The 24,659-nt window shown below is 36.8% G+C and carries 7 protein-coding genes; all 7 read left to right on the top strand.

Annotation, left to right across the window (positions count from 1 at the left end; translation table 11 throughout):
* Positions 1-60 precede the first annotated feature (60 nt).
* The 7 genes from A6755_RS23665 (at position 61) to A6755_RS23635 (ending at position 24,656) form a co-directional block, all read left to right on the top strand.
* A complete protein-coding gene (locus A6755_RS23665) occupies positions 61-771 on the top strand; it encodes a 4'-phosphopantetheinyl transferase family protein (protein ID WP_063592158.1) in 711 nt (236 codons plus the stop codon).
* Entirely contained in the window at positions 762-1,421 is a 660-nt protein-coding gene (locus A6755_RS23660) for a hypothetical protein (RefSeq protein ID WP_063592157.1), read from the top strand. The genes A6755_RS23665 and A6755_RS23660 overlap by 10 nt, the downstream gene beginning before the upstream one ends.
* A gap of 12 nt (positions 1,422-1,433) precedes the next feature.
* On the top strand, positions 1,434-8,969 hold the full coding sequence (locus A6755_RS23655; protein WP_063592156.1) for a non-ribosomal peptide synthetase: 7,536 nt from the start codon (positions 1,434-1,436) through the stop codon (positions 8,967-8,969).
* 10 nt (positions 8,970-8,979) lie between these two features.
* Positions 8,980-9,246: a phosphopantetheine-binding protein gene (locus A6755_RS23650; protein ID WP_053533736.1), complete on the top strand. Its 267-nt coding sequence runs from the start codon at positions 8,980-8,982 to the stop codon at positions 9,244-9,246.
* Positions 9,247-9,272: 26 nt separating this feature from the next.
* Positions 9,273-13,991, top strand: a complete 4,719-nt coding sequence (locus tag A6755_RS23645; RefSeq protein WP_063592155.1) for a non-ribosomal peptide synthetase — start codon at positions 9,273-9,275, stop codon at positions 13,989-13,991.
* 79 nt (positions 13,992-14,070) lie between these two features.
* Positions 14,071-21,756, top strand: a complete 7,686-nt coding sequence (locus tag A6755_RS23640) for a non-ribosomal peptide synthetase (protein ID WP_063592154.1) — start codon at positions 14,071-14,073, stop codon at positions 21,754-21,756.
* The gene (locus A6755_RS23635) at positions 21,753-24,656 is read left to right on the top strand and encodes a non-ribosomal peptide synthetase (RefSeq protein WP_063592153.1); all 2,904 of its coding nucleotides are present in this window, start codon (positions 21,753-21,755) and stop codon (positions 24,654-24,656) included. Before A6755_RS23640 ends, A6755_RS23635 begins: the two co-directional genes overlap by 4 nt.
* Positions 24,657-24,659: the final 3 nt, after the last annotated feature.

The following is a 24,659-nucleotide window of genomic DNA, read 5'->3' as shown; positions in this document are numbered from 1 at the left end:
AGGTAAAAAATGGAGAAAAAATGCGGGATTTCTAGAAAAAAGAGGGGAGGAAAATTATAAATGATTGAATACTTTATGAATAAGACAAAAATTTATAAATCTTATATCAAGTATTATGAAGCGGATTCAGTCAATTTGGACTATATTGATGATATTTTTAACGAAAAAGAATGGAATTATTTAAATTTGCAAAATGGTCCCAAAAGATCCATCGAAGCAAAGAAAAGTTTGTACTTTGGAAAAAAAACAATTATGGAGTTTTTTGGTATCGGTTTGGATGAAATAAAGAATGTATCCCTGTTGAAAGGAGTCTTTGGACAGCCGGTCATTGTTACAAGCTTGTTCTTTTTAACGAACATAGGTATATCCATCACACATACGGATAAAACATTCGGAATATTGCTTTTTGATCAACTGCATCCAATGGGAATCGATATTGAGACTAAAACGAAATCCGATTCTGAATTTTTAGAAACCTACTTAACGGAATCCGAGAATAAAATGATTAAGGAAAGCGATGGTGTTTTAAGTAAAGAAGTTTTCTTTAGTGCAAAAGAAAGTCTATCAAAGATATTAAAAACAGGATTGACCTCTCCACTTGAAATCTATGAAATTTCCAAGGTTGACATGGATCATGATAACATCTCACTTTTCTATAAAAATTTTACCCAATATAAATCAACGGTTGTACTCGTGAATGATGAAATAAGAAGTGTTACCTTTCCGATAAATTCTACGAAAATAATTGAGGGGGAATACCAATGGAATTAAAAATGGAAGCAAATGCTGAATTAAAAAACAAAAACAAATTAGTACAATATCTTTTTAAAAAAGAGGATAGAGTTCACAAGTTAATCATTTCGTTATTGATACTCAGTTTAATAGCAGGTATCGAAACGACGCTTTTGTTATATTCTGCAGATCAAAAAGGGATGAACGTATTAAATGGCATGTCCATTTCAGAGATTGGAGCCCTTAGTTTTGCCATTAACACAATTGTAATGGGAGCTCTTGGATTATTGGTTACATTCATCATTCAAATATTAATTGTGTGTCTATTATTTTTAGTTTTAAAAGAAAGACCGGTAAATATAAAAGGGGTTTGCCAAGCTGTCATAAATGCAGGGGTATGCATCGTAATTGGATCCGGTGTTAATGCAATCATCGCATTATTGGTTAAGAGCAAGGAAACGACATTCACTAGTTTATCCTTACTGGTGCATGATAAAAACTCCATCCTTCACACATTCATGGCTGAGTTTGAGTTGTTTTACATTGTCAGTTTAATTCTATTCAGCTATAGTCTGGAAAAATTGGCGCTCATTAAGAGAAGAAATGCATGGATCATAACGATTGTAATCGCTTTGGTTTCTTTGGTTTTTCATATGTTGACAGTTGCATCAGGCACATATTTAAAATAATGGGGGAAAATGATGAATATGAATTCTTTAGCGAATTTATTTGAAGAAAGTGTCAGGCAATATGGAGACAATATTGCAGTAAGAAATAAGGGTATGCAATTTACATATAAAGAAACGAATATCTTGGCAAATAAAATGGCAATGTACATAAAGGACAAAGGGATAAATAAAGGAGACAATGTCGGAATCTATATTGAAAAATCCGAGCAGGTTTTATTTTTGATCATAGCCCTGCTTAAATCGGGTGTTACTTATGTACCTATCGACCCTAAAAGTCCTGATGAAAGAGTAAAGCATATAATAAAGAATTCAGAATTGAAGTTATTAATTGGGGATAAAAGCCGGATTAGCGACATTGGTTGTAATTATGTATCCATTGATGAAGTGATAGATAAATCAAAAGGTATGACAGGTGAGAATGTACATACTTTAATTGAACCAGAAGATCCAGCCTATATCATTTTTACATCGGGCTCAACGGGAAAGCCTAAAGGAGTTTGTGTTTCACATGAAAACGTCATGAACTTGTTTTATGGCTGCGACGATTTGTTCGAGTTTACTAATAAAGATAAATGGACATTTTTCCATTCCTACGCATTTGATTTCTCCATATGGGAGATGTGGGGGGCTTGGATATATGGCGGAGAAGTTGTTGTGGTTTCATTTGAAGAAAGCAGAAATCCAATATCCTTTGTTGAGTTAATGATAAATACACAAACAACCGTTTTTAATTGTACGCCAAGCGCTTTCTTCGAAGTGAGTGGTGAGCTCATAAATCGTCAAAATGAATTAAGTTTAAAATACATTATTTTTGGAGGGGAAGCATTAAACTTCAAGAAATTGGCGCAGTGGTTTTCACCCGAAAATGGCAGGCTGCCAAAGCTAATAAATATGTATGGAATAACTGAAACCACCGTTCATGTAACCTACAAAGAAATCGCTAAGGGTGATGTTGAAAAAGGAATGACCAATATCGGAAAAGTCTTGCCTCATCTTGGGTTCAAAGTGATGAATCAAAATGGAGAAGAAGTAACTGGAGATGAAGAGGGCGAATTATACGTTTCAGGAAAAGGTGTATCGCTTGGCTATTATAAAAACCCGATGATGAATGAGATGAAATTTACGGATATCGATAATGTCCGCTACTATAAGTCAGGGGATATAGTGAAACTGTTGGATGATGGTGATCTGCAATATATCTCCAGAAATGATGAGCAAGTGCAGCTAAGAGGTTTCAGGATTGAATTAGGGGAAATTGAGAGCGCGTATAATGAATTGCAAAACATCAAGAACGCAGTTGTTACGATGGATAAAGCGTTTAATGATGATATGCATTTATTTTTATACTATGTTGCTGATGAAGAATTAGCTGCTGATTATTTGAGGGAAAGTGTAAAAAACTCATTGCCAGCGTATATGATACCAAGCTTTTTTATCAAGGTGGACAACATCCCCCTAACTGTAAATGGAAAACTGGATAAATCTTCATTACCAAAATTCATAATAAAAGACCGTGAAACTATACCGAATTTCAAGAATCCAGTAGATGAAACAATAAGTGAAAAAGTAAGGGAATTGGTGGTTAGCATCCTAGGCAATGGGGTTATAAAAAATAATCAGTCGCTACTTGAAAGTGGAATGAACTCATTATCGATAATGAGATTGATTGTCAATATTAAAAATCAATTTCATATTGAAATTGCTCCTTCCGTTTTATTGGAAAACGATACGATTATGAAATTATCCGAAGTCATAGAAGCTCGTCAAAAAGAAGAGGGAAAGCAAGATTATACACCTATCCATATCAATGCCAGAAATACATATCCTTTAACATATGAGCAAGAAAATTTGTGGTTCATTCATCAAACCAATGTAGACAAATCATTATATAACATCGTTTTTTCGTATGAAATAGCAGGTGAAGTGAATGAAGGAAACCTGGAATTATCGTTAGATAAGCTAAGCAATAAACATCAAATCTTAAAAAGTGTCATTAGGGAAGAAGCTGGAATGGGCATCTTGGTTTTCGATGAGTCGATTCATCATGATATTAATTATTTCGATGTTTCGGATCTTCCTTTAGACATGCAGGAAGAAAAAATGAATCACTTTGTGAAGGAAGAAACGGAACGGCAATTTGATTTAGTAAATGGTCCCCTCCTATCAATTACGTTAGTGAAGAGGAATGAAAGTGAATATCAATTATTATGTAACATCCACCATATTATTTTTGATGGTTGGTCGATTCCATTATTGATCAATGAATGGTTTGCCATTTATGAGGAAATCGAGAATGGCGACCGAAATGATAGAGATAACCAATCAATCCAATATGGAGATTATGCTTTATGGCAAAAAAACTCACCAAATTATGTAACAGGTAAGGATAATGAGTTCTGGAGTAATGAAATAACGGCATTACGGCAAAAGTCTTTTTTACAATATGATCATCAAAAAACCGGAGAAGGTAAAAGCACGTCCGATATTATCAGCTTTTTGTTACCTAAAGAAATTCAAGACAACCTGGAAAGTCTTCATAAAAAAACGAAATCGACTTTGTTCATGAGTTTACTTACCGCCTATCAAACCTTTTTATCGGTTTACTTTGATGAAGAGGAAGTTGTCGTGGGCAGTCCTTTGGCGAAGAGAAACCATGTGGATACTGAACAATTGATAGGATATTTCGTCAACACCTTGCCCTTTAAATTACATGTATCCCAGGAAGATTCATTTGAAGGGATTTTGCGAAAAAACATAAAAAATATTGCAGGTGTTTTTGACCATCAAAATTTACCTACTAAGGAGATTTTGAAATATTTATCGGCAGAAAGAACCATGGAAAATACTCCATTGTTCGATACAGTATTCGTCCTGCAAAATAACCAAAAAGAAAAGCTGGCATATAGGAATTTCAAGTTAAAACCGAAAAAAATCAATACCTTTAAAGCTAAATTTGATTTGGTTGTTCAGGCAGAAGAAATGGATGAGGATGAATTACTCATTTCGTTTGAATATAACAAAGCATTATTCAATAAAACGACGATTCAAAGAATGGCTAGTAATTTTCAGCATTGGCTGTTAGAGATTACAACCAAGGAAAGCAAGCGGATAAAGGACATTACCTACTTAGAGCCTGCACAGTTGCGATCATTAATCGAAATGGGGACAGGCAATGTAACTCTAGAAGTGGAAGGTCATCGTTTTGAAGATGTAATAACCAGGTTTGAGAATAAAGTGAGTACAAATTTCAATGATGTTGCCATTGTTCATGGTGATGATCAGGTGACGTATAGCGAGTTAAATGCCCGGGCAAATCAGGTGGCACAACGCTTATTCCTAAATCATGTAGGTGTAGAGGATAGAATTGGGATTTTTATGGATCGATCGATCAATATGGTTACGGCCATTTTAGCCATTATGAAAGTTGGGGCGGCATATGTGCCTTTGGACCCTTCACAGCCAGTGTCACGGTTGAAACATATGATTGAGGATTCTCAAATCACATATTGTTTAAGTAATGAAGAAGGACTTCCAAAGTATCCCGGTGATGAAGGAAAACTTTTATGTATCGAAGACATACTAAAAGAACCAGAAATTGAATGCACAGTATTCGATTCAACAAAGATATCGGAAAGTGATCTGGCCTATATCATCTACACTTCAGGAACAACGGGAAAACCTAAAGGGGTCATGATTGAACATGGAGGGTTGGCCAACCTCTGTAATTGGCATATCAATTATTATTCAGTAGATGGAAAGGATGCAGCAGTACTGGTTTCGAATACATCTTTTGACGCTTCCGTTTGGGAGATATTCCCTTATCTGACGAATGGGAATAAACTCCTGATACTGGATTACTATGATTTATTGGATGTAGAAATCCTTTCGGAGAAGATGGAAAAGGAGAAGGTCACACTCGCGTTTTTTTCAACGGGGCTGCTCGAGCAATTATTTATTAACGATATGAAATTTCCAGAATCAATCAGAGCCATTTTGACAGGGGGAGATCGTTTAAAAACGATACCCGATAGTTTGAGCTTTGATTTATATAATAATTATGGTCCAACGGAGGGCACTGTCGTTGCAACAGCATATAAGGTACTTCCAAGTGATGATCAAGTGATTCCGATCGGAAAGCCAATCTTAAATGCAGAAGCATACGTGTTCAATTCCAGGATGAAGCCTGCTCCTAAAGGTCAAATAGGTGAGCTGTATATCGGCGGGAAAGGCATTGCAAGGGGATATATAAATAATCCGGGGAAAAACGATGAAAGCTTCATTCAAAATCCGTTCAATCCCTCAAGGAAACTATATAAAACTGGAGATTTGGTTAAGTATGCGGAGGGTGGAAATCTACTCTTTGCAGGCAGGGCTGATGACCAAGTGAAAATACGCGGATATCGTATCGAACTTGGGGAGGTCAGTGCAGTTCTAAATAAATGCCCTGGTATAAAGGATTGCTTCATAGCGATAAAAGATGAATCTAAATCGAAGAAATTCATCATGGCCTATTATATCTCCGACAATGACCTTGAAGAAAATTATATCCGGGATTATATGAAGAATCATCTTCCACATTATATGATTCCTTCTTATTTCATTAAAATGGAGTCCTTTCCGCTAACCGTTAACGGCAAAGTGGATGCTAAGAGCTTGCCGGATACAAAAACGAACCCGGAAGGCACTAACAGTAAAAGTGTCATGAATGGAACGGAACAAAAATTGTTAAAGATATGGAAAGAGGTACTGAATAATCAGGAAATAACCATCTTTGATAACTTTTTCGAATGTGGAGGAGACTCCATCCTAAGCATTCAAATTTGTTCACTTGCCAAGAAAGAAAATCTTCTCATCACTTCAAAAAACATCTTTGAAAAACAAAGTATCGAAGAGCTGGCAAAGGTTGTGGAATTGACGGGCGATGTAACGATAAATCAGTCAGATGTTTTTGGAAAGGCACCATTTACACCTATTCAAAGTTGGTTTTTCACTCAACAAATAAATAATTATAATCATTGGAATCAATCTGTAACGTTAAAGGGCTACCCGCAATTGAATGAGAAACGGTTGCAAAGAATCATGGCCCATATCGTCAGACATCATGATGGGCTCAGATTAAGGTTCAATAGAGAAGAATCATTTTCGCAGGTGGAAAAGCAAATCGGCCCGTCTGAAAATTGGACTTTGAATTACGTAAATCTATCAAACCTGAATAAGGACCAACAGGAACGGGAAATAGCTAGACTCGGGACCGGTGCACAACAAGGCATCAACATTTCAAACGGACCACTAATGAAAATAGTATGTATCAATACTGGGCAAAACGAGCATGTAATCATTTGGATCATTCATCATTTACTTGTTGATGGGGTTTCCTGGAGAATCTTGATCGAAGATTTTGACCGGCTATATATTCAGGATATAAACAATCAGGAACTAAAACTGGATAATAAAACGACATCATATAAGGAATGGGCGAATAACCTCAATGAATATAAAAATAGCATTCCTTTAGGCATTAAAGAGTACTGGCTGAATGAACATGAAACGGTATATGAAAACGCCCTGGTCAAAACAGGAAATGTTTACGATGGAAAATCATTTGAAATGAAACTGAATAAAGAGATTACAAGCAAAATCTATAATGATATGACAAAAACGTATAAAGCATCTATCGATGAAATATACTTATCCATTTTCGCAGCGCTAATAGGGAAATATTTTAATAAAAAAGATATTCATTTTACTTTGGAGGGACATGGTCGCGAAGAGTTATTTGCAGGTGTCGATCTATCCAGGACAGTAGGCTGGTTTACTACCATGTGCCCGGTCTATATAGAAAATAAAGAATCGATTTCGAACACGATTCAAGGTACAAAGAAAAAATTAAGGACCCTGCCTAATAAAGGGATTGAGTATGGGATCATAACCGAATTATGCGGCGAGACATATATGAAACAAAATAGGCCGATCATCAGTTTCAATAATCTAGGTAGATTTCACCAAAACAATGAATGGGCTGCAAAAGAGGTCACCTTTTTTAGTGAACAAGATATTCAACATAATTCCTATACCGAACATGAAGTCGATATCGAATTGCTTGTAGTGAATGAGGAGCAAACCATAAAAATAAACTATAACAGACATTTCGTAAGAGAAGATTTTGAGCAATATATTCAACACAATATGCCGGAATTGTTACGGACATTGGAAGAAGAAACAAGGGGAAAACAGATGTACCGTCCGGAAGACTTTCCATTGGTGGATATGCCCGAAGAGGAACTTAACCAACTATTGCACAACGAAACAGGCATTATTGATATTTATGAATTGACGGCTTTGCAAAAAGGGATGTTGTACCATAGCTTGTTTGATAGTGAAAGCAGCCAGTATAAAGTACAGCTCATTTTTGATATTAAAGGTTTCCTGGACGTCGATAAATTAACCAATGCCATTGTGACAACTGCAGGGAAACATGACATTTTAAAAACCAAATTATATTCAAGCAGAAAAGGGGTATTCTACCAACTTTTAATGAGTTCCATGGATACCGAGATTGAATATGAAGAAATGATCAATCATCAAGAGAAGTTGGAAAAGTTGTTAGCAGAACAATATAAGATCATAGATATCGAGAATAATAAGCTGAATCGCTTCATGATCGTTAAGCTTGCGGAAAATCAATACCAATTAATATGGACATTCCATCATATTATTATGGATGGCTGGAGTTACTCGATGGTGATTAATGACATTTTTGCTGCTTATCATTCAATAACACCATCATCATCCGTGAGTCCTTCATTTAAAAAGTATGTTGAATATATGAAAGATTATACAAGTAATAAGGAACTGCGGGACTATTGGGCAGGGAAATTGGAAGGTACCCGGAATTCCGGATCCAGTTTAATGGGAGTGCAAGAAGGCGAGGGGTACATTGAGAATAGCTATTTGAAAGTATTGGATGAGGAATTAAGTGATTCCATTCAACGATTCTGTCAGGAATACAAGATTACCATGAATACTTTCTTTCTAACCATTTGGCTAGCCACTTTGAAAGAAATAAAAGGTACGGAAAATGTATGCTGCGGCGTAGTGACATCCGGCAGGAATATTCCTATCCAAAATATTGAGGCAATGGTTGGTCCATTTATCAACACTGTGCCGTTCATCAAGCATATCAGCCACGAAAAGAGCTACATGGAAATACTGGATGAGGTTCAAAATGAATTTTTGGAATTAAGTGCCTATGAGAATACACCTTTATCAGAGATTTATGAGTGGGCTAATTTGGAAAACCAACTATTTGAATCATTATATGCTTTTGAAAACTATCCGATGAAACTAGCTAATAATGATGAAATCAATGTTAGTTTGAAAGAAGGACGGGAAACGACCCATTATCCAATCGTCATCATCATCACCCCTGGTTCAAGTGTTCAAATTAAATTTAATGAGGCAGCGGTCAATCCAAAGTTAAGGTCATCCGTACTTTCTATATTTAATCAAATCTTAAGTGAAATGCTGGAAAAATCAAAAGTGAAATGAGGGGAAATATATGGAGACAACAATTGCGGTGAAGGAAAGGTTAATTGAGGAAAAACTTATTGGATTTTGGAAAGAAATTTTAGAACAAGAGACAATAGATACAGATTCCAACTTCTTTGACTTAGGGGGGAATTCTCTTTTAGCGATGCAATTTATTCAAATGGTGAAGAATAACCTGGGAGTGAGATTACCAATCAAGGTGATGTTCGAACAATCCACCATCAAGGAACTATCTGTACTCATCAAACAATTGGACGATATGCATAAGTTAAGTTGAATGGAAAAGAATTGAGGTGTTTTTCTATGAACAGGATGATCAGTGAAACGGAAAATAGGCTATTAAACTTGATTTCAATTGTTATTGAACCTTTAAAACTATCACTAGTAGAGGACATGAATGAATCACTAAGCACAAATGAAAAAAAAGATGAGTTTTTGTCTTCGATAAAACAGGAGTTTGGTATTCAATTAACACCGGAAATCATTTCAAGTCAATGGAATATAGAAAAACTGGCAAGTTTTCTGGACATGCTCCTCGACATGAGGGAAGACGAGGTAAATAAGCCTTATAAACGTGGGAAAAGTGAAGGAATGCTTTCTCATAATCAAGATCGAATGTATCTGTTCAACAGCCTGGATGAAAGGAAAATGCTCTATAATATGCCATTTAAATTCATTTTAAATGGCGTTGTGGACATTGATGACCTGCAACAGGCATTAGATTTCATGATTGAACGCCATGAAACTTTGCGAACTAATTTCAAAGGGGAAGAACATCAAATCCTTCAATTCTTATCAAAAAAAAGCCGAAACATGATTGCCTATGAAGACTGCAGGGGATTAGATCCAGAAGTCAGCGATTTAATGGTCACCTCCCATCTTACTGAAGAAATGGAAAGATGCTTCGACCTGGAAAATGATCATTTATTTAATATGAAACTATTTCGAGTTGATGAAGAAAAACATTATGTGGTATGCAATTTTCACCATATCATTTTTGATGGAGTATCGTTTGTCACCTTTTTCGAAGAGTTATTGGAGATTTATGAAAGAATTCAAACAGGCAGGGTTGGGGATATTCCCCCTCTGGACATGCAATATTTAGATTATGCTGTCTGGCATAAGGAGTGGGTCGAGGAAAGCACGCCAAGCCAAAGGAGGTTTTGGGAAAGTTATTTAGATCAAGAGGAAGAAGCATTAGAACTTCCATTTGACTTTCAACGTCCAAAATCACCTTCTTACTCAGGCGAAAGACTGGAAATGGCCATAACGAATGAACTTCGTGCATGGATTGACAGGGTTTTAAAGGAGAATGGTACGACTTTATATGCTTTTATGATGACCGCCTATCAAGTGTTTTTAAGTCGGTATACCGGGAAGAATCAAATCATTGTCGGGAGTACCGTGGCAAACCGTGGCCAAGAAGAATTTGCCCGGACAGTTGGATGCTTTGTCAATACGTTGCCATTGAAGCTGACCGTTGATCCATCAGAATCATTTCATGAAATATTGAACCGGAATCGTAAAGTGATTTTGGATGTATTGGAACATCAGGCTTTTCCATTTGAAAAAATCGTTGAAATCATTAATCCAGACAGGGATCTCAGTCATTCCCCATTGTTCCAAACAGCTTTGGCAATGGAAGAAAGCTTTGACGGGAACTTTAGCAACGCATTCTTCACTCTTGAACAAGACAAATTCGAAATTCCTTATTCAAATTATGACCTGACTATAAAGGTGAAGGGTTCTCATGACTTAATCCTGGAATTCGAGTATTCCGATGAACTTTTCAGGCGGGAAACAATTGAAAGATTCATGCTGAGTTTCGAAAAATGGTTATTCCAAATTTGCAGAAATGCGGATATACCTATCTGTCATTTGGAATATTTAGATGACAATCAAATGAATCATTTGTTATTTGAGTGGCAAGGTGAGGTTTCGGATGCTCATCAAAATGAGACGATCACCTCCATATTCAAAAGAATCGTCAAGAAGCATTCAAACAAATTAGCCGTTGCTGATAATGGTCAGGCCATTACTTATTCGGAATTAGATCAAAGATCGAATGTGATTGCGAAATTGGTCAGAAATCATACCGTAAACGGTTCTAATAAGGTAGGCCTGCATGTAAACAGATCGATTGATATGGTAATCGGCATGTTGGGAATCATTAAAGCCGGGTGTGCATACGTTCCGCTTGATCCTATGCTGCCAGCTGAAAGATTGGAATATATCGTCAATGATTCGAAAATGGATATATGCATTACGAATCAAGTTGAGGCTCCCGCCATTAAAAAAATAGCTAAGGTGATTGATCTTGAATCCGTACATTACGTGGCTACCAAGTGCTGTATCGAATCTATTGCACCTTCCGATCTAGCTTACATAATCTATACTTCGGGAACTACAGGAAAACCAAAAGGCGTCATGCTATCCCATAGAGGCGTAGTGAATTTAATAATAAGCCAAAACAAGTACTTACAACTTGATGAGACCTCAAAGGTATTACAATTTGCCACTTTTAATTTTGACGCTTCTATATATGAGATTTTTGGAAGCTTATTAAATGGTGCAGAGCTGCATATCGGGAATAATAAGGAGGAAATGTTTGATTTATACGCATTGGAAAATCAAATCAAAAGTGAAAAATTAACACATCTAGTATTGCCGCCCGCAGTATTGCAAGAGCTCAATATAGAGGGCTCCCATGTGAAATTCGTCGGTTCAGCCGGGTCTGAATGTCCAATAGCCTTGCTGGATCGCTATCAAAATATAAATTTTTATAATGCCTACGGTCCAACGGAATATTCAGTATGGACCACGTTTGAAATGTTTAAAGCGTATGAAAACAATGAGACTACCAATAATAAAGTCTCAATAGGCAAACCCATCCTGAATACTGACGTCTATTTATTAAGTCCTGAGCAAAGACTTGTACCAATAGGTGCTGCAGGGGAAATATATATTGGTGGTGAAGGGTTAGCTGTTGGTTATGTGAATAATGTTGATTTAACAAAAGAAAAGTTCATTGAACATCCTTTTAAAGCTGGAAAGCGTTTGTATCGCAGCGGTGACCTTGCAAAATTCACGAGCGATGGTGAGTTGATTTTTCTGGGGCGTAAAGATAATCAAGTGAAAATCAGAGGTTTCCGTGTCGAAGTGGATGAAATTTCGGTCAACCTCAATGCGTATCCGCAAGTAAGTGACTCATTCATTAAGGTTCAGGATCAGCCAAACTTAAATAAACAAATAATCGCTTATTTCACATCCAAACAACAAGTTGATTACGATCACTTAAAAGCATTTTTAAAAGAGAGATTACCAAGTTACATGATTCCTTCATTCTTTATGCAAGTGGACAAATTTCCGTTAAATGCAAATGGGAAAATTGATTCAGCACTTCTTCCGGTACCCGTAACCAGAAGCAATACATTGGAAGAACCTGTGACGTTCAATCAGAAAGCGCTTCTTCAAATATTCAAAAGTGTCTTAGGGTTGGATGACATCAGTATCCGGGATAACTTTTTTGAACTTGGCGGCGATTCCATTCAGAGCATTCAAATATGTTCACTAGCAAGGCAGGAAAGTATAATCATCAGTCCAAAATCAATTTTTGAAAATCAAACGGTAGCAGAGCTGGCAGCGATAGCGAAAACTGAAAACAAGGTCATGATTCAACCTATAGCCACTAGAGGGAATGTGGAACTGACCCCCATCCAAGAATGGTTCTTTGCGGAGCATACTGCTTCCATCAATCATTGGAACCAGTCCATTGTTTTTAGTAAAGATTCCTGTGCTCAAATGGAGGACATTGAAAAAATTCTATCACATATCGTGGAACATCATGATGGATTGTTAACCCTATTTGAAAAACGTGACGATAAATATATCGGGAATATAGACTCCGAACACAAAACATGGGAGTTAGTCTATAAGGATATACATCATTTGGATGAGGAAACGCGAATAAGGGTGAGAGATGAATGGGAAAGTAAGGCTCAAGGTTCATTGGACATAAGTAATGGACCGATCATGAAAATGCTTGTTTTAAAAGAACAGCCGAACAAGTATCGCTTCTTTTGGGTAATCCACCATTTATTGATTGATGCCGTTTCCTGGAGGATCTTACTTGAGGATTTCAATACTCTCCATGATCTGGCATTAAACAATCAAACAGGAAGGCTTGCTCATAAAACGTCATCATTCAAAGACTGGTCAAACTTCTTGAAGAAATACAATGAATCGTTGATGGACCCTGAAACACTCCGTTATTGGGAACAAAAAACAAAAAGTGAAATAACGGATTTTAAGATAGCGGAAGACTTTATAGCTAAAGAAGAAAGAACGATGGAGAAACCATTCAGTGAGGAAGAAACTGAATTCTTGATCCAGGAATTATCAAGGCAATCAAAAGCGACTGTGGAAGAAGTATTGTTGTCATTAATCGCAAAGGGTTTGAAACAATCTTTTGAAGTGAAGAACTTCTGGTTGGAAGTAGAAGGGCATGGCAGGGAAATGGTGGATGAAACAATCGATGTTACTAGGACCGTTGGCTGGTTTACTGCGATGTATCCAATATTGCTGCATTCAGATGGGACGTTTGACGATACTTTAAAAAACACGAAGAATGCTATAAGGGAAATCCCGAATAAAGGTTTTGATTATGGCGTCATCAAGTATTTACGACCTGGGGTCATTCAGGAGCCGGATGTCTACGTTACTTTTAATTACTTAGGAAGATTGGATTCTCAATTTGAATCATCCAATAGCAGGGACTTTGGTGAGTTTGAAAATAAACCAAAATTGCATTTCCTGTCATTTATCCAGGCTGGAAAACTAACCATAAAAATAATTTCAAAATTAGCCGAAGAAAAGATGAATCTAATAATGGAAGCTATTGGTGATGTTGTCATGGAAATCAAGGGAACTGAATTTGACCAAGGTTCTTTAATAGAAAGTGATTTCCCGGATGCGATGCTCACTGAGGAAGATTTGTTTCATATATTGAATTCTAACAAATAAGGTGATTACTGGTTTAATAGATTGATTGTGGTCAGCGGGTATGGAAGACACGAAGATAATGGAATCGGGAGGCGCAAAATTGGAGAAATCTATTCAGAATATCTACTCATTAACTCCGCTTCAAGAAGGAATCCTTTATGAATTGGAAATGAACAATTCAACAGAGAACCTTTACATTTCTCAAATGCGAATCAGGATAACGGGCGCTCTTGAAGTGGATGCATTGTTCGAGGCGTGGAGTCAGGTTGTAGAACGACATGAAGCATTAAGAATGAAGGTCATCTCTAAAAATATTGAAAATAATGTTCAGGTTGTCTTCAATACAATGGATTATCAACCGGAAATGATCGATATGACAGAGTTGAGTGAGCATGAACAATTAATGGAAATTAAAAGAGTGACTTCCAAATCCCAGGAGATGGATGTTAATAACTCCAATTTGATGAAACTCCAGTTAGTGAAAATTGAAGAAAATCAGTTTAACTTGATTTGGACTCATCACCATATAATTTTGGATGGCTGGAGTACCAGCATAGTCATCGATGAACTCTTTGTTATTTACAGCCGAATTGTAGGTAAAGACTCCAAAGGACTTATTGAAAAGCCAAAGCAATATGGAGATTTTATCCGGTATATGAATAAAACAGATGCGGAAGATTTAAATCGTTTTTGGAAAGAGCTTGCAAAGGATATTGAACAGCCGACGATCACATTTCCCGTCGTAAAACATGTGAAGGAAAACCAGCAGGACAATGATCTCTTCTGGGAGCTGAATAAAACGCAAAGTAAGCTTTTAAGAGAGTTTGCCGCTAAAAACCATGTAACGCTTAATGTATTGCTGCAGTTAATTTGGTCAATCGTCCTAAAGGAAATGTCCAATCAAAATCGAATCGTCTTTGGAATCGTTAGCTCTGGCAGGTCGAATAACTTATTCAAATCGGAAGAAATCGTTGGGATGCTCATTAATACGATTCCTATGATAGCTGAAATAAACGATACAGACAGCGTTACCGATTTACTGAAACGATTCCAGGAAACATTGAACAATATGCTGGATTACTCCCAAATTTCTTTAGTGGATATCAAAAGGCATACGAAATTAAAGAAGGAAGATCCGATTTTCGAAACTTTATTTGTTTATGAAAATTATCCGGAAGCGAAAGATGAAGGCTTTAGCATTAACTGGGAGGTTGAAGGAGGAAAAGAGTCACATAGCTTTCCGTTATCGTTACAAGCCCAGGATAATAAAGAAACGATTACATGCAAATTGTACTTTAATACCTGCTTCTTACAGCGTTCGCTAGTATATGATATCCAATCAGCCTTCATGCAGATTGCCCATCAAATTACTGAAGCTCAGCAAATTGCTGAAATATATGTGGATATTGACTTTTCAAAACTAAACAATAATGTGAGTATAGACGATCAAGCAGCAACGGATGCCCATTCGATTACATCCACATCCGTTAATCAAGGACTTAAAGAAATTTGGCAAGAGTTTTTCTTGAACAGCGATATTAATGATGATTTCTTTCAATTGGGCGGGCATTCGATAACAGCCATGAAAATGGTGTCTAAAATAAATAAAAGACTTGATGCGAATATGAAATTAGCTGATTTGTTTGAAAATCCTACATTGAAAATGCTAAATCATAAGATCTTTCCGGAAATGAGTATACCTCCAAGAAATCAAACGCAGGTCGTATCATCTTTTGTGGAAAAGACATTTTTGGAAGTCTTATCAACAAGTCAAATCGATAAAGATGCCGATTTCTTTGAAATGGGCGGACACTCGATTTTAGCCATGAAATTATTAACGAAATTAAACAAAGAATACAATCAAATTCTAACTTTGAAAAATATTTTTCAAAATTCAACAATCGATTCGTTGACGGACTTCATCATTAATGAAATTTCAGATCATGACATGGAGTACATAGAAGTGCAACAAGAAAATCATCATGTTTTATCCAGTAACCAAGAGGCTTTATGGTTCAACGAAAAACTCAACGGTAAGACAGCCAATTATAATATCCCTCAGAAATATAAAATTTCTGGAACAGTTGATACTCCAATGCTGGAAAAAGCCTTAAATCATGTCGTTACTAGACATGAGATTTTGAGGACGACCGTCCGTGAAAAAGCCGGTAAAGGCTATCAGGAAATCAGGGAAGATTTGTACATAAAAATAGATGAAATCGATCTCTCTGCGTTAAAGCCCGAACAGCAAAAGACTCGTATGCTGCAAATTGAAGACGATGTCCAATCGGAAATCTTTGAAATTGAAAAAGGTCCACTCCTGACAGCGAAACTTGTTAAATTGAGTGCAAAGGATTTTGTTTTATTTGTGAATCTCCACCATTTTGTTTTTGACGGATGGTCAGTGAGCATATTTTTAGATGAATGGTTATCGTTTTATGACAGTGAAGTGAATGAAAAAGAACTTATCCTTGGAAAAGACTTTAAACAATATAAGGATTTTGCATTAGAGCAGAAAAACTGGTTGGAAAAAAACATGAAAGAAGAATCGCAATTTTGGGAAACAAACTTAGCTGGGGAATTGCCTAAATTGGAGCTTCCTTTAGATAAGATACGTTCAAAAGAAAATCGCAACGATGGCAGTAGTTTTATAGTGGAACTAACGAGGGAAGAGCTTCAGGGTTTAAAGCGGATGTCCCTGGAAAAAAACTCGACATTATTCATGACACTGCTAACGATGTACCAGTCTTTCCTGGCAAAATATACAGGTCAAAACGATATCATCGTTGGAAGTCCTTTGGCGAATAGAATGATTGAAGGGACAGAAAAATCGATAGGTTATTTTGTCAATACACTGCCCTTTAGATTAAAGCTGGGACATGAAGAAACATTTGAAGAGATACTTCAAAGAAATACAGGCCATATCATCGACATCTATGATCATCAGCAAATGACATTGGAGAAAATCGTTGAAGTCATTAACCCTGAAAGAAATTTAGCAAGCACTTCTTTATTTCAAACCGTCTTCATTTTACAAAATAATGCCAAAGCTGCATTGGAAAGTGAATACATAAAGATAACGCCTGAAGTATTAAAATCAAAGGCAGCAAAATTCGATTTGAGTTTAGCTGCAGAAGAATATGAAGATAAGCTATTATTCGCCTTCGAGTATAATTCAGGGATCTTCAATGAACAAACCATTCAATCATTAGCTGTAAATTTCCTGGAGTGGATCAGGAAGATTACTTATCAGCCTGAACAATCCATTGACAAGGTATCCGTCGTGAGTAAGCAGCAGGAGAAATTATTATTGGAAGAATGGCAGGGAGAAACCATTCGCTTTGAGGGGATCAATGACACACTCCCACAAGCCTTCCATAAAGTTGTCGAGCGATTTCCTGATAAGATAGCCATTGTTGATGGTTCCAAAACCATTACATATCGCGAATTGAATGATAAGAGCAATCGGCTTTCTCACTATTTACTAAGCAAAGGGATTTCTAAAGAAGAAAGAGTCGGAATTTATGTGAATCGATCAATTGATATGGTGACGGGGATGTTGGCAGTAATTAAAGCAGGTGCTGCGTATGTTCCATTGGATCCTCATTATCCTAATGAACGATTAAGCTACATGGTTGAAGATTCGTCCATTTCCTATTGCTTGAGTCACAAAGAACTCGGAAAGAATGGTTTGATTGACCCATCCAAAATAATATATTTTGAAAATATTGAAAATGAATCGGATTTGTTAATGACAGAGAATCTTCACATTGCAGATCAGCGGGACTTAGCCTATGTCATTTATACCTCTGGAACGACAGGCAGGCCAAAAGGAGTCATGCTGGAACATAGGGGAATCATTAACTTGGTTCATAACCAAAATAAAATGATGTGTTTAGATACTTCAGCTAAAGTGCTGCAATTCGCTACGTTTAATTTTGATTCATCCGTCATAGAGATTTTCAGCACACTATTGTTCGGTGCCGAGCTGCATATAAGCGTAGATAAAGAAAATCAATTTGACATGAATAAACTTGTTGAACAAATTAAGCGTGAAGGAATTTCTCATATCATTTTACCGCCTGCTGTGTTGAAGGAACTGCCAATCAATGAATTGAGCACGATTAAAGTGTTGGGATCTGCAGGTTCTGAATGTCCAGTCGAGCTCGTTTCGAAGTTTAAGCATATATCGTTTTTCAATGGCTACGGGCCTACTGAATATTCGGTGTGTACAAGTTTTAAAATGTTTCCCCCCAATGAGGATGCTACGGATGAATTCGTTGTTTCAATTGGGAAGCCACTGACTAACACAGTTGCACTTGTGTTGGATGAAAACCGGAAACTAGTGCCGGCAGGAGCGGTTGGTGAACTTTATGTCGGAGGAATTGGGTTAGCGAGGGGATATCTGAATAATGAGAGCCTGACAAATGAAAGATTCATATCCAATCCATTCAATCCTGCTGAAAAATTATACAGAACCGGGGATTTAGTTAAGCATAACAAAGCTGGGGAATTAGTTTATATAGGCAGAGCGGACGACCAGGTGAAAATAAGAGGATACCGTGTTGAACTATCGGAGGTTAATGTTTCATTACGAAAACTAGCAGAAATCAAAGATAGTTATGTAACGGCAATGGAAGATGGATTTGAGAATAAAAGCCTAATTGCTTATTATACGGTGAATGATGAGGTTTCGGTGGATTCAATCAGAAGAAGACTGAAAGAAACACTGCCTGCTTTCATGATTCCTGCTCATTTTATGCAACTGGATAAATTCCCTTTGACGCCGAATGGAAAAGTTGATCGGAAATCCCTGCCGAAATGGACGGAACAGTTGGATGAGAGGAAGAAAAAAGTGCCGGATGTGCAAGAGCTGTCCAAAACTGAAACAGAGCTTCTGACAATATGGAGAGATGTATTAAACGATCCCGCTATAGGACCGGAAGATAACTTCTTTGAATGTGGCGGTGATTCAATCATCAGCATTCAAATATGCTCGGCTGCAAAAGAAAAAGATCTATTTATAACGCCTAAAGATTTATTTGAATACCAAACGGTCCGTGAGCTAGGGAATGTTGTAAATGATCTGAAACTAAAACAAGTGGTCCAAGAAAAAATATCAGGTTATGTACCGTTGACGCCTATTCAATCTTGGTTTTTTAATGAAAATCATGACAATATCCATCATTGGAATCAGTCAGTCGTTTTGATGAAGGATCATGCATTGGCGACCGAACAATATAAACAAATCATCATGAAATTAATTGATCACCACGACATATTAAGGACATTATTTGAAAAACATGGTGATTCATATATTGGCAATATTTCAAATGCTGATATGGCATGCGGTTTTCATGAGTATCAAGTTTCCAGTTTTACAGATGAAAATAGTCTGAAAGTAATTAAGGAGCTGGAAGAAAACGCCCAACAAAGTTTAAACATACACAATGGCCCCATGATGAAGTTCCTTCTATTCAGGGATCAAAAGGACGTAAGGATTTTTTGGGTGATTCATCACCTTGTGGTTGATGGTGTTTCGTGGAGGATACTTCTTGATCATTTCGAAAGATGCTATCAACAGATAAAGAATGGACAAGAACCATCACTGCCTTTAAAAACGACTTCTTATAAACAATGGTCCGAGAAACTGAACGAGTATCAGAACACTGGCCTACCGGAAGATGCCGTTCATTATTGGGAAAAGGAAATGAATATTCCAGTTTCTCCGCTGACGCATAGCTTAGGAGAAACATGTGATTTTGAAAACATGTACAAAATACAGGTGGATGAGGACCAAACACAAAACCTCATTAAAAACACTTTAAGAAAACATAAAACGACGATTGATGAGGTTTTATTATCCGTTATTGCCCATTCAGTTTCCAATATAATGGGAATTGATGAATTTTGGCTCGATTTAGAAGGTCATGGCAGAGAGGATATTGAAGATGATATTGATCTATCAAGGACAGTAGGGTGGTTCACCTCCATTTATCCAGTAAGGATTAAAGGAATGCCGTCTTTGGGCTCAACCTTGAGAAATACAAAAAACAGATTAAGAAGTGTGCCAAACAAAGGGTTTGACTTTGGAATCCTAAAGTATATTTCCACTCGGAATCATAACTATCCAGACAGCCTTGTGAGTTACAACTATCTAGGTCAATTTAATAACACTGGTGATATGGAACAAACCAATAGCAGCAATATCGATTTGAACTATACATTTCCATATAAGCTCAATTTTGTCGCCAGCATCGTAAACAATAGGCTCATGCTGAATATTATTGGCGATAGCAACAATGAAAACTACCAAATGATATGTAAAGAAGTTGAAGTACACTTAAACAATATTTTAAGTGGAAGCGCATATTTGAATGACTCCATTGTCGAAACGGATTTTCAAGCTGAGAAAATAGTCGATGGAAGTACGATTACCCATTTCATTAATAAGTTTAATAACATTGAAGAGATTTACCCAGTGACATCACTTCAAGAAGGGATGTTATTCCATAGTGAAGTAACTCAAAGTCCTGAATATATTTCACAGCTATCCATTGATTTAATAGGTGATCTGGACTTGGACAAATTGGAAGAAGCCTGGAATGAAACCTGTAGAAAATACGACGTTCTTAGATCCGTTTTCAGGCGCAATCAATTGGGGGACCGTTACCAAATCATCCTTAATGACATTTATTATGTGTTTAATCATGTGGATCTAACGACGTTTAGCGAGGACGAATCGGCATCCAAGATAGAAAATCTTTTAGAGCATAGCAAAAACAGACAAATGGATTTAGAGAATGGTCCGCTCATGAACATCACCTTGATCCAGCTATCGGATCATCGCTATAAATTCATATGGACACATCATCATGCTTTAATGGATGGCTGGAGCCTGCAAATCGTCATTAATCATTTTTTGGATAATTATCGAAACTCATCCAATTTGGTAAAAGACAGTGATGAACATAAGATTGCCTATAAACAAGTCATGAATCATGTCAGGAATATGAATAAACAGGATGAAGCAGCTTTTTGGAATGAAGAATTGAGGGATTTTGAACAAGTAAAAGCACTAGTAGGTAAGAAAACGGATAAGGAAGCTTTTACATCGGATAAAGTTATTGAATATAGCCTACCTGAAGAGCTTACCGAAAGATTAACAGAATTATCCAAGCAGCATAGAAAGACGATCAATACCGTTGTTCAAGGAGTTTGGAGCATCGTTCTATCGTGCTTCAGTGAGAGCGACTCAGTATGCTATGGGGTGACAAGCTCAGGAAGGAACCTCAGCATTCCGCATATTGAAAAAGCTGTAGGATTATTGATCAATACTCTGCCATTCTCTTTGAAAATCGATTGGGAAGATGATTTGCAATCCTATCTTACTGCGATTCAAAACAAGCAATTACAAATGAGAGAGTATGAGTTCAGTTCACTTACGGATATAAAGCGATACGCTGAAATTCCATGGGATAAGGAATTGTTCCAACATATATTTGTATTCGAAAATTATCCGAGCACAGAATCGGCAGAGGATTCGCGAATCATGATCGAAAATTCAGTCGGAAGTGAATCGACCAATTTTGATCTTACGTTCTCTGCGGCTGTAATGCAAACCAAGCTGCATTATAAGATCATTTATAAAGACAGTAAATTCTCCGAAAATGAAATTTTACGTTTTATGGATTCCATGCAGGAAATATTCTTAAAACTAACAGAAAATGAAACACTGCCATCTATTGAAAAATTAATAAATCACTTGAAAGTTGGGGCCCGATGATAAGTAAATCGATGACGACGAATAAATTGATGTCAATAACTGAAGCTTTTAAAAAAATCGTGGAAGATAATCAATCAAAAGCGGCACTTTGCGAAAATGAACGTCAAATTACTTATAAAGAATTAGACATTCTTTCAGATAATCTTGCCAAAAGGATCATTGATTTGGGGATTCAGGAAGAAACAATGATCGGTATTCCAAGCAAAAGGTCCATTGAACTGATTATAGGGATGCTTGCCATAATAAAGTCAGGCTGTTGCTATGTTCCAATCGACGAAAATTACCCATTAAAAAGATTGGAATATATGCTTGCAGATACGGATATGAAGTTCTTCTTATCGTTTAATGGTCAAGAAGGGAAGCTAAGGGAATTGGATATTGAACCAATTCCATTTGAGATGAATGAACTAAGCAGGGACGGGCATATTCCCGTTAACCGTTCCTCGGAGAATGGTCTCGCATATGTCATCTATACATCAGGTACGACTGGAAAGCCAAAAGGTGTAATGATAGAGCATAAAAGTGTAGTCAATTTAGTATTGAACTCTGAAATACTAAAAATTAATGAAAATAATAGAGTGGCCCAATTTTCCAACCCATGCTTTGACGCCGCAACCTTTGAGATATGGGGAGCTTTATTGAATGGAGCGACTTTATTCCTGATGCCGAATGAGTTCACTTCTTTTGATGATTGGAAAGAAGCGATATCGATTGGAAAGGTGGATGTAGCTTTTTTTACGACAGGTCTTTTCAATGCAATGGTAGATGAGGATCCAATGATTTTTGAAGGATTAAAGAAAATTGTGGTTGGCGGAGATAAAATCTCGGTTTCCCATGTGAGGAGATTGAAGCAAACAATCGGTCACTTCTCCTTGATTAATGGGTATGGACCAACTGAATGCACCACTTTTGCCATATGTCATGAGGTCGAAGAAAAAGATGCAGATGTTATTCCCATTGGAAAACCATTGAGCAATGTAGAAATCAAGATTCTATCTGAAGGACTAGTCGAGGTAGCAGATGGGGAAATAGGCGAAATCTACATTGGCGGTCAAGGGGTCATGAGAGGCTATTTAAATCAGCCGCAATTAACGGATCAAGCGTTGATCAAGGATGATTTGAATCAGACGAAGTGGTATAAAACAGGTGATCATGGCATCCGGTTACGAAATGGTGAGATCCTGTATAAAGGTCGGAAAGACAGTCAAGTGAAAATTCGCGGTTTTAGAATTGAACTGAATGAAATTCAAGACAAGCTTGATCAATACATGAAGATTGAAAGTTCAGTCGTTGCTGTTAAAAACATCAATGATGAAAATTATGTGATCGCTTATTACAAACATGAAGATGAAAAAGCGGAAAACGCTGAAAAGGATATTAAAGATTATCTGAACAATGAATTGCCGAAATATATGATTCCCCACTTTTTTGTCAGAGTGGATGATTTCCCGCTTAATGCCAACGGTAAAGTCGATAAAGAGAAATTATTGGAAATGGAGATCGGGCAAAATAAAACTTCCTTAGCCAATCAGGAAACTGGAAAGAAAAAAGAAGTATTGGAGATTTGGAGAAATGTATTAGGAAATCAAAGTCTAGGATTGGACGACAACTTCTTTGAACATGGAGGCCATTCCATTTTAGCTACCAAACTGGTCTATGTAATGAAGGAAACGGTACTTCCTGAAGCCACTTTACAAATCTTATTGGAAAATAATACAGTGAATAAATTCGTTGAAGCACTTGAAGTCGATTATTCTTGCAGCATGGAAGCAGTGATGGAGAAGGGTTCCGTGCTCGATCGAGAATTGATGGAGAAAATAAGGGAAATATCCGCTAAACCCGTTCAAATTGAAAAAAATATGATGATTACAGGTGGAACAGGTTTTTTGGGAGCACACCTATTAAACAAATTATTACTGGAATTGGAAGATGTCAAAATCTATTGTTTGGTTAGATTTCCTTCGAGAAATAGATTGAAAGATACTTTAATGAAATATGGTCTTTGGCAGGATGAATTCGTAAGTCGAATCGTTGTCATTGAAGGGGATCTTAGTAAACATCATTTCGGTCTGGATGATGTGACATATGAGAAATTAAGCAATGATGTTTCTCATGTGTATCATGTCGGTGCTGAAACGAATTTCTTCGAGCCGTATAGCAAATCAAAAATATCGAATGTGGATGGTGTAGTGGAAGTCATTAAGTTTGCTTCATCATGCAATCGGAAAAACATTTATTATGCATCAACGCTTTCTGTCTTGACCGGAGAAAGGAAATGGGACGAGGAAGACGAATTGGTTTATTCCCCCGATTTAATGATCGGATACAGCCAGTCCAAATGGGTTGCCGAGAAATTGCTTTTTCAAGCAAGGGAACTCGGACTGACAATCGATATTTTCCGGTTAGGCAGGATTTCATCTAATTCAAATGGGGTTTGGAACGAGAAGGATATGTTGTACAAGGTTTTTGAATCATTTATTGAACAAAGGATATTGCCATTTAAAGAGGAAATTCATTTTGAATTGATGCCAGTCGATTTTGTAAGTGAGTTTATTTACAAAATATCAAGATTGAAAGAGAATCAGAAGCTCGGGATCTATCATATGTTCAATGATCAGAGAGTTTCAAGTGAATTCGTGACCTCCTTCTTCGAAAAGAATGAAATACCTTACTCCAATATGGATTTGGAAGAGTGGTTACAATCTTTAAAAGAAAAGACACAATCTAACGAGATTCATTCATTAAGTGCTTTGTCCCAGTTAATAGATGAATCAACTAAATTAAAAGAGTCGGAAATCCTGCAAGGAAAAACCAAGAAGGAAATGGAACTACTATCAATGAAAATGCCGGAAATCGATTCAAGGTATGTTGAAAGCTTTATGAAGTACATGTTGAAATAATTG

Source organism: Peribacillus frigoritolerans, assembly GCF_001636405.1.
Lineage (GTDB): Bacteria > Bacillota > Bacilli > Bacillales > DSM-1321 > Peribacillus > Peribacillus frigoritolerans.
Note: the sequence above shows the minus strand (reverse complement) of the source record. Positions and strands in the feature narration are given on the sequence as shown.

Coding starts and splice junctions, on each gene's coding strand:
- A6755_RS23665 (WP_063592158.1), top strand. CDS start 61: ATGATTGAATACTTTATGAATAAGACAAAAATTTATAAATCTTATATC.
- A6755_RS23660 (WP_063592157.1), top strand. CDS start 762: ATGGAATTAAAAATGGAAGCAAATGCTGAATTAAAAAACAAAAACAAA.
- A6755_RS23655 (WP_063592156.1), top strand. CDS start 1,434: ATGAATATGAATTCTTTAGCGAATTTATTTGAAGAAAGTGTCAGGCAA.
- A6755_RS23650 (WP_053533736.1), top strand. CDS start 8,980: ATGGAGACAACAATTGCGGTGAAGGAAAGGTTAATTGAGGAAAAACTT.
- A6755_RS23645 (WP_063592155.1), top strand. CDS start 9,273: ATGAACAGGATGATCAGTGAAACGGAAAATAGGCTATTAAACTTGATT.
- A6755_RS23635 (WP_063592153.1), top strand. CDS start 21,753: ATGATAAGTAAATCGATGACGACGAATAAATTGATGTCAATAACTGAA.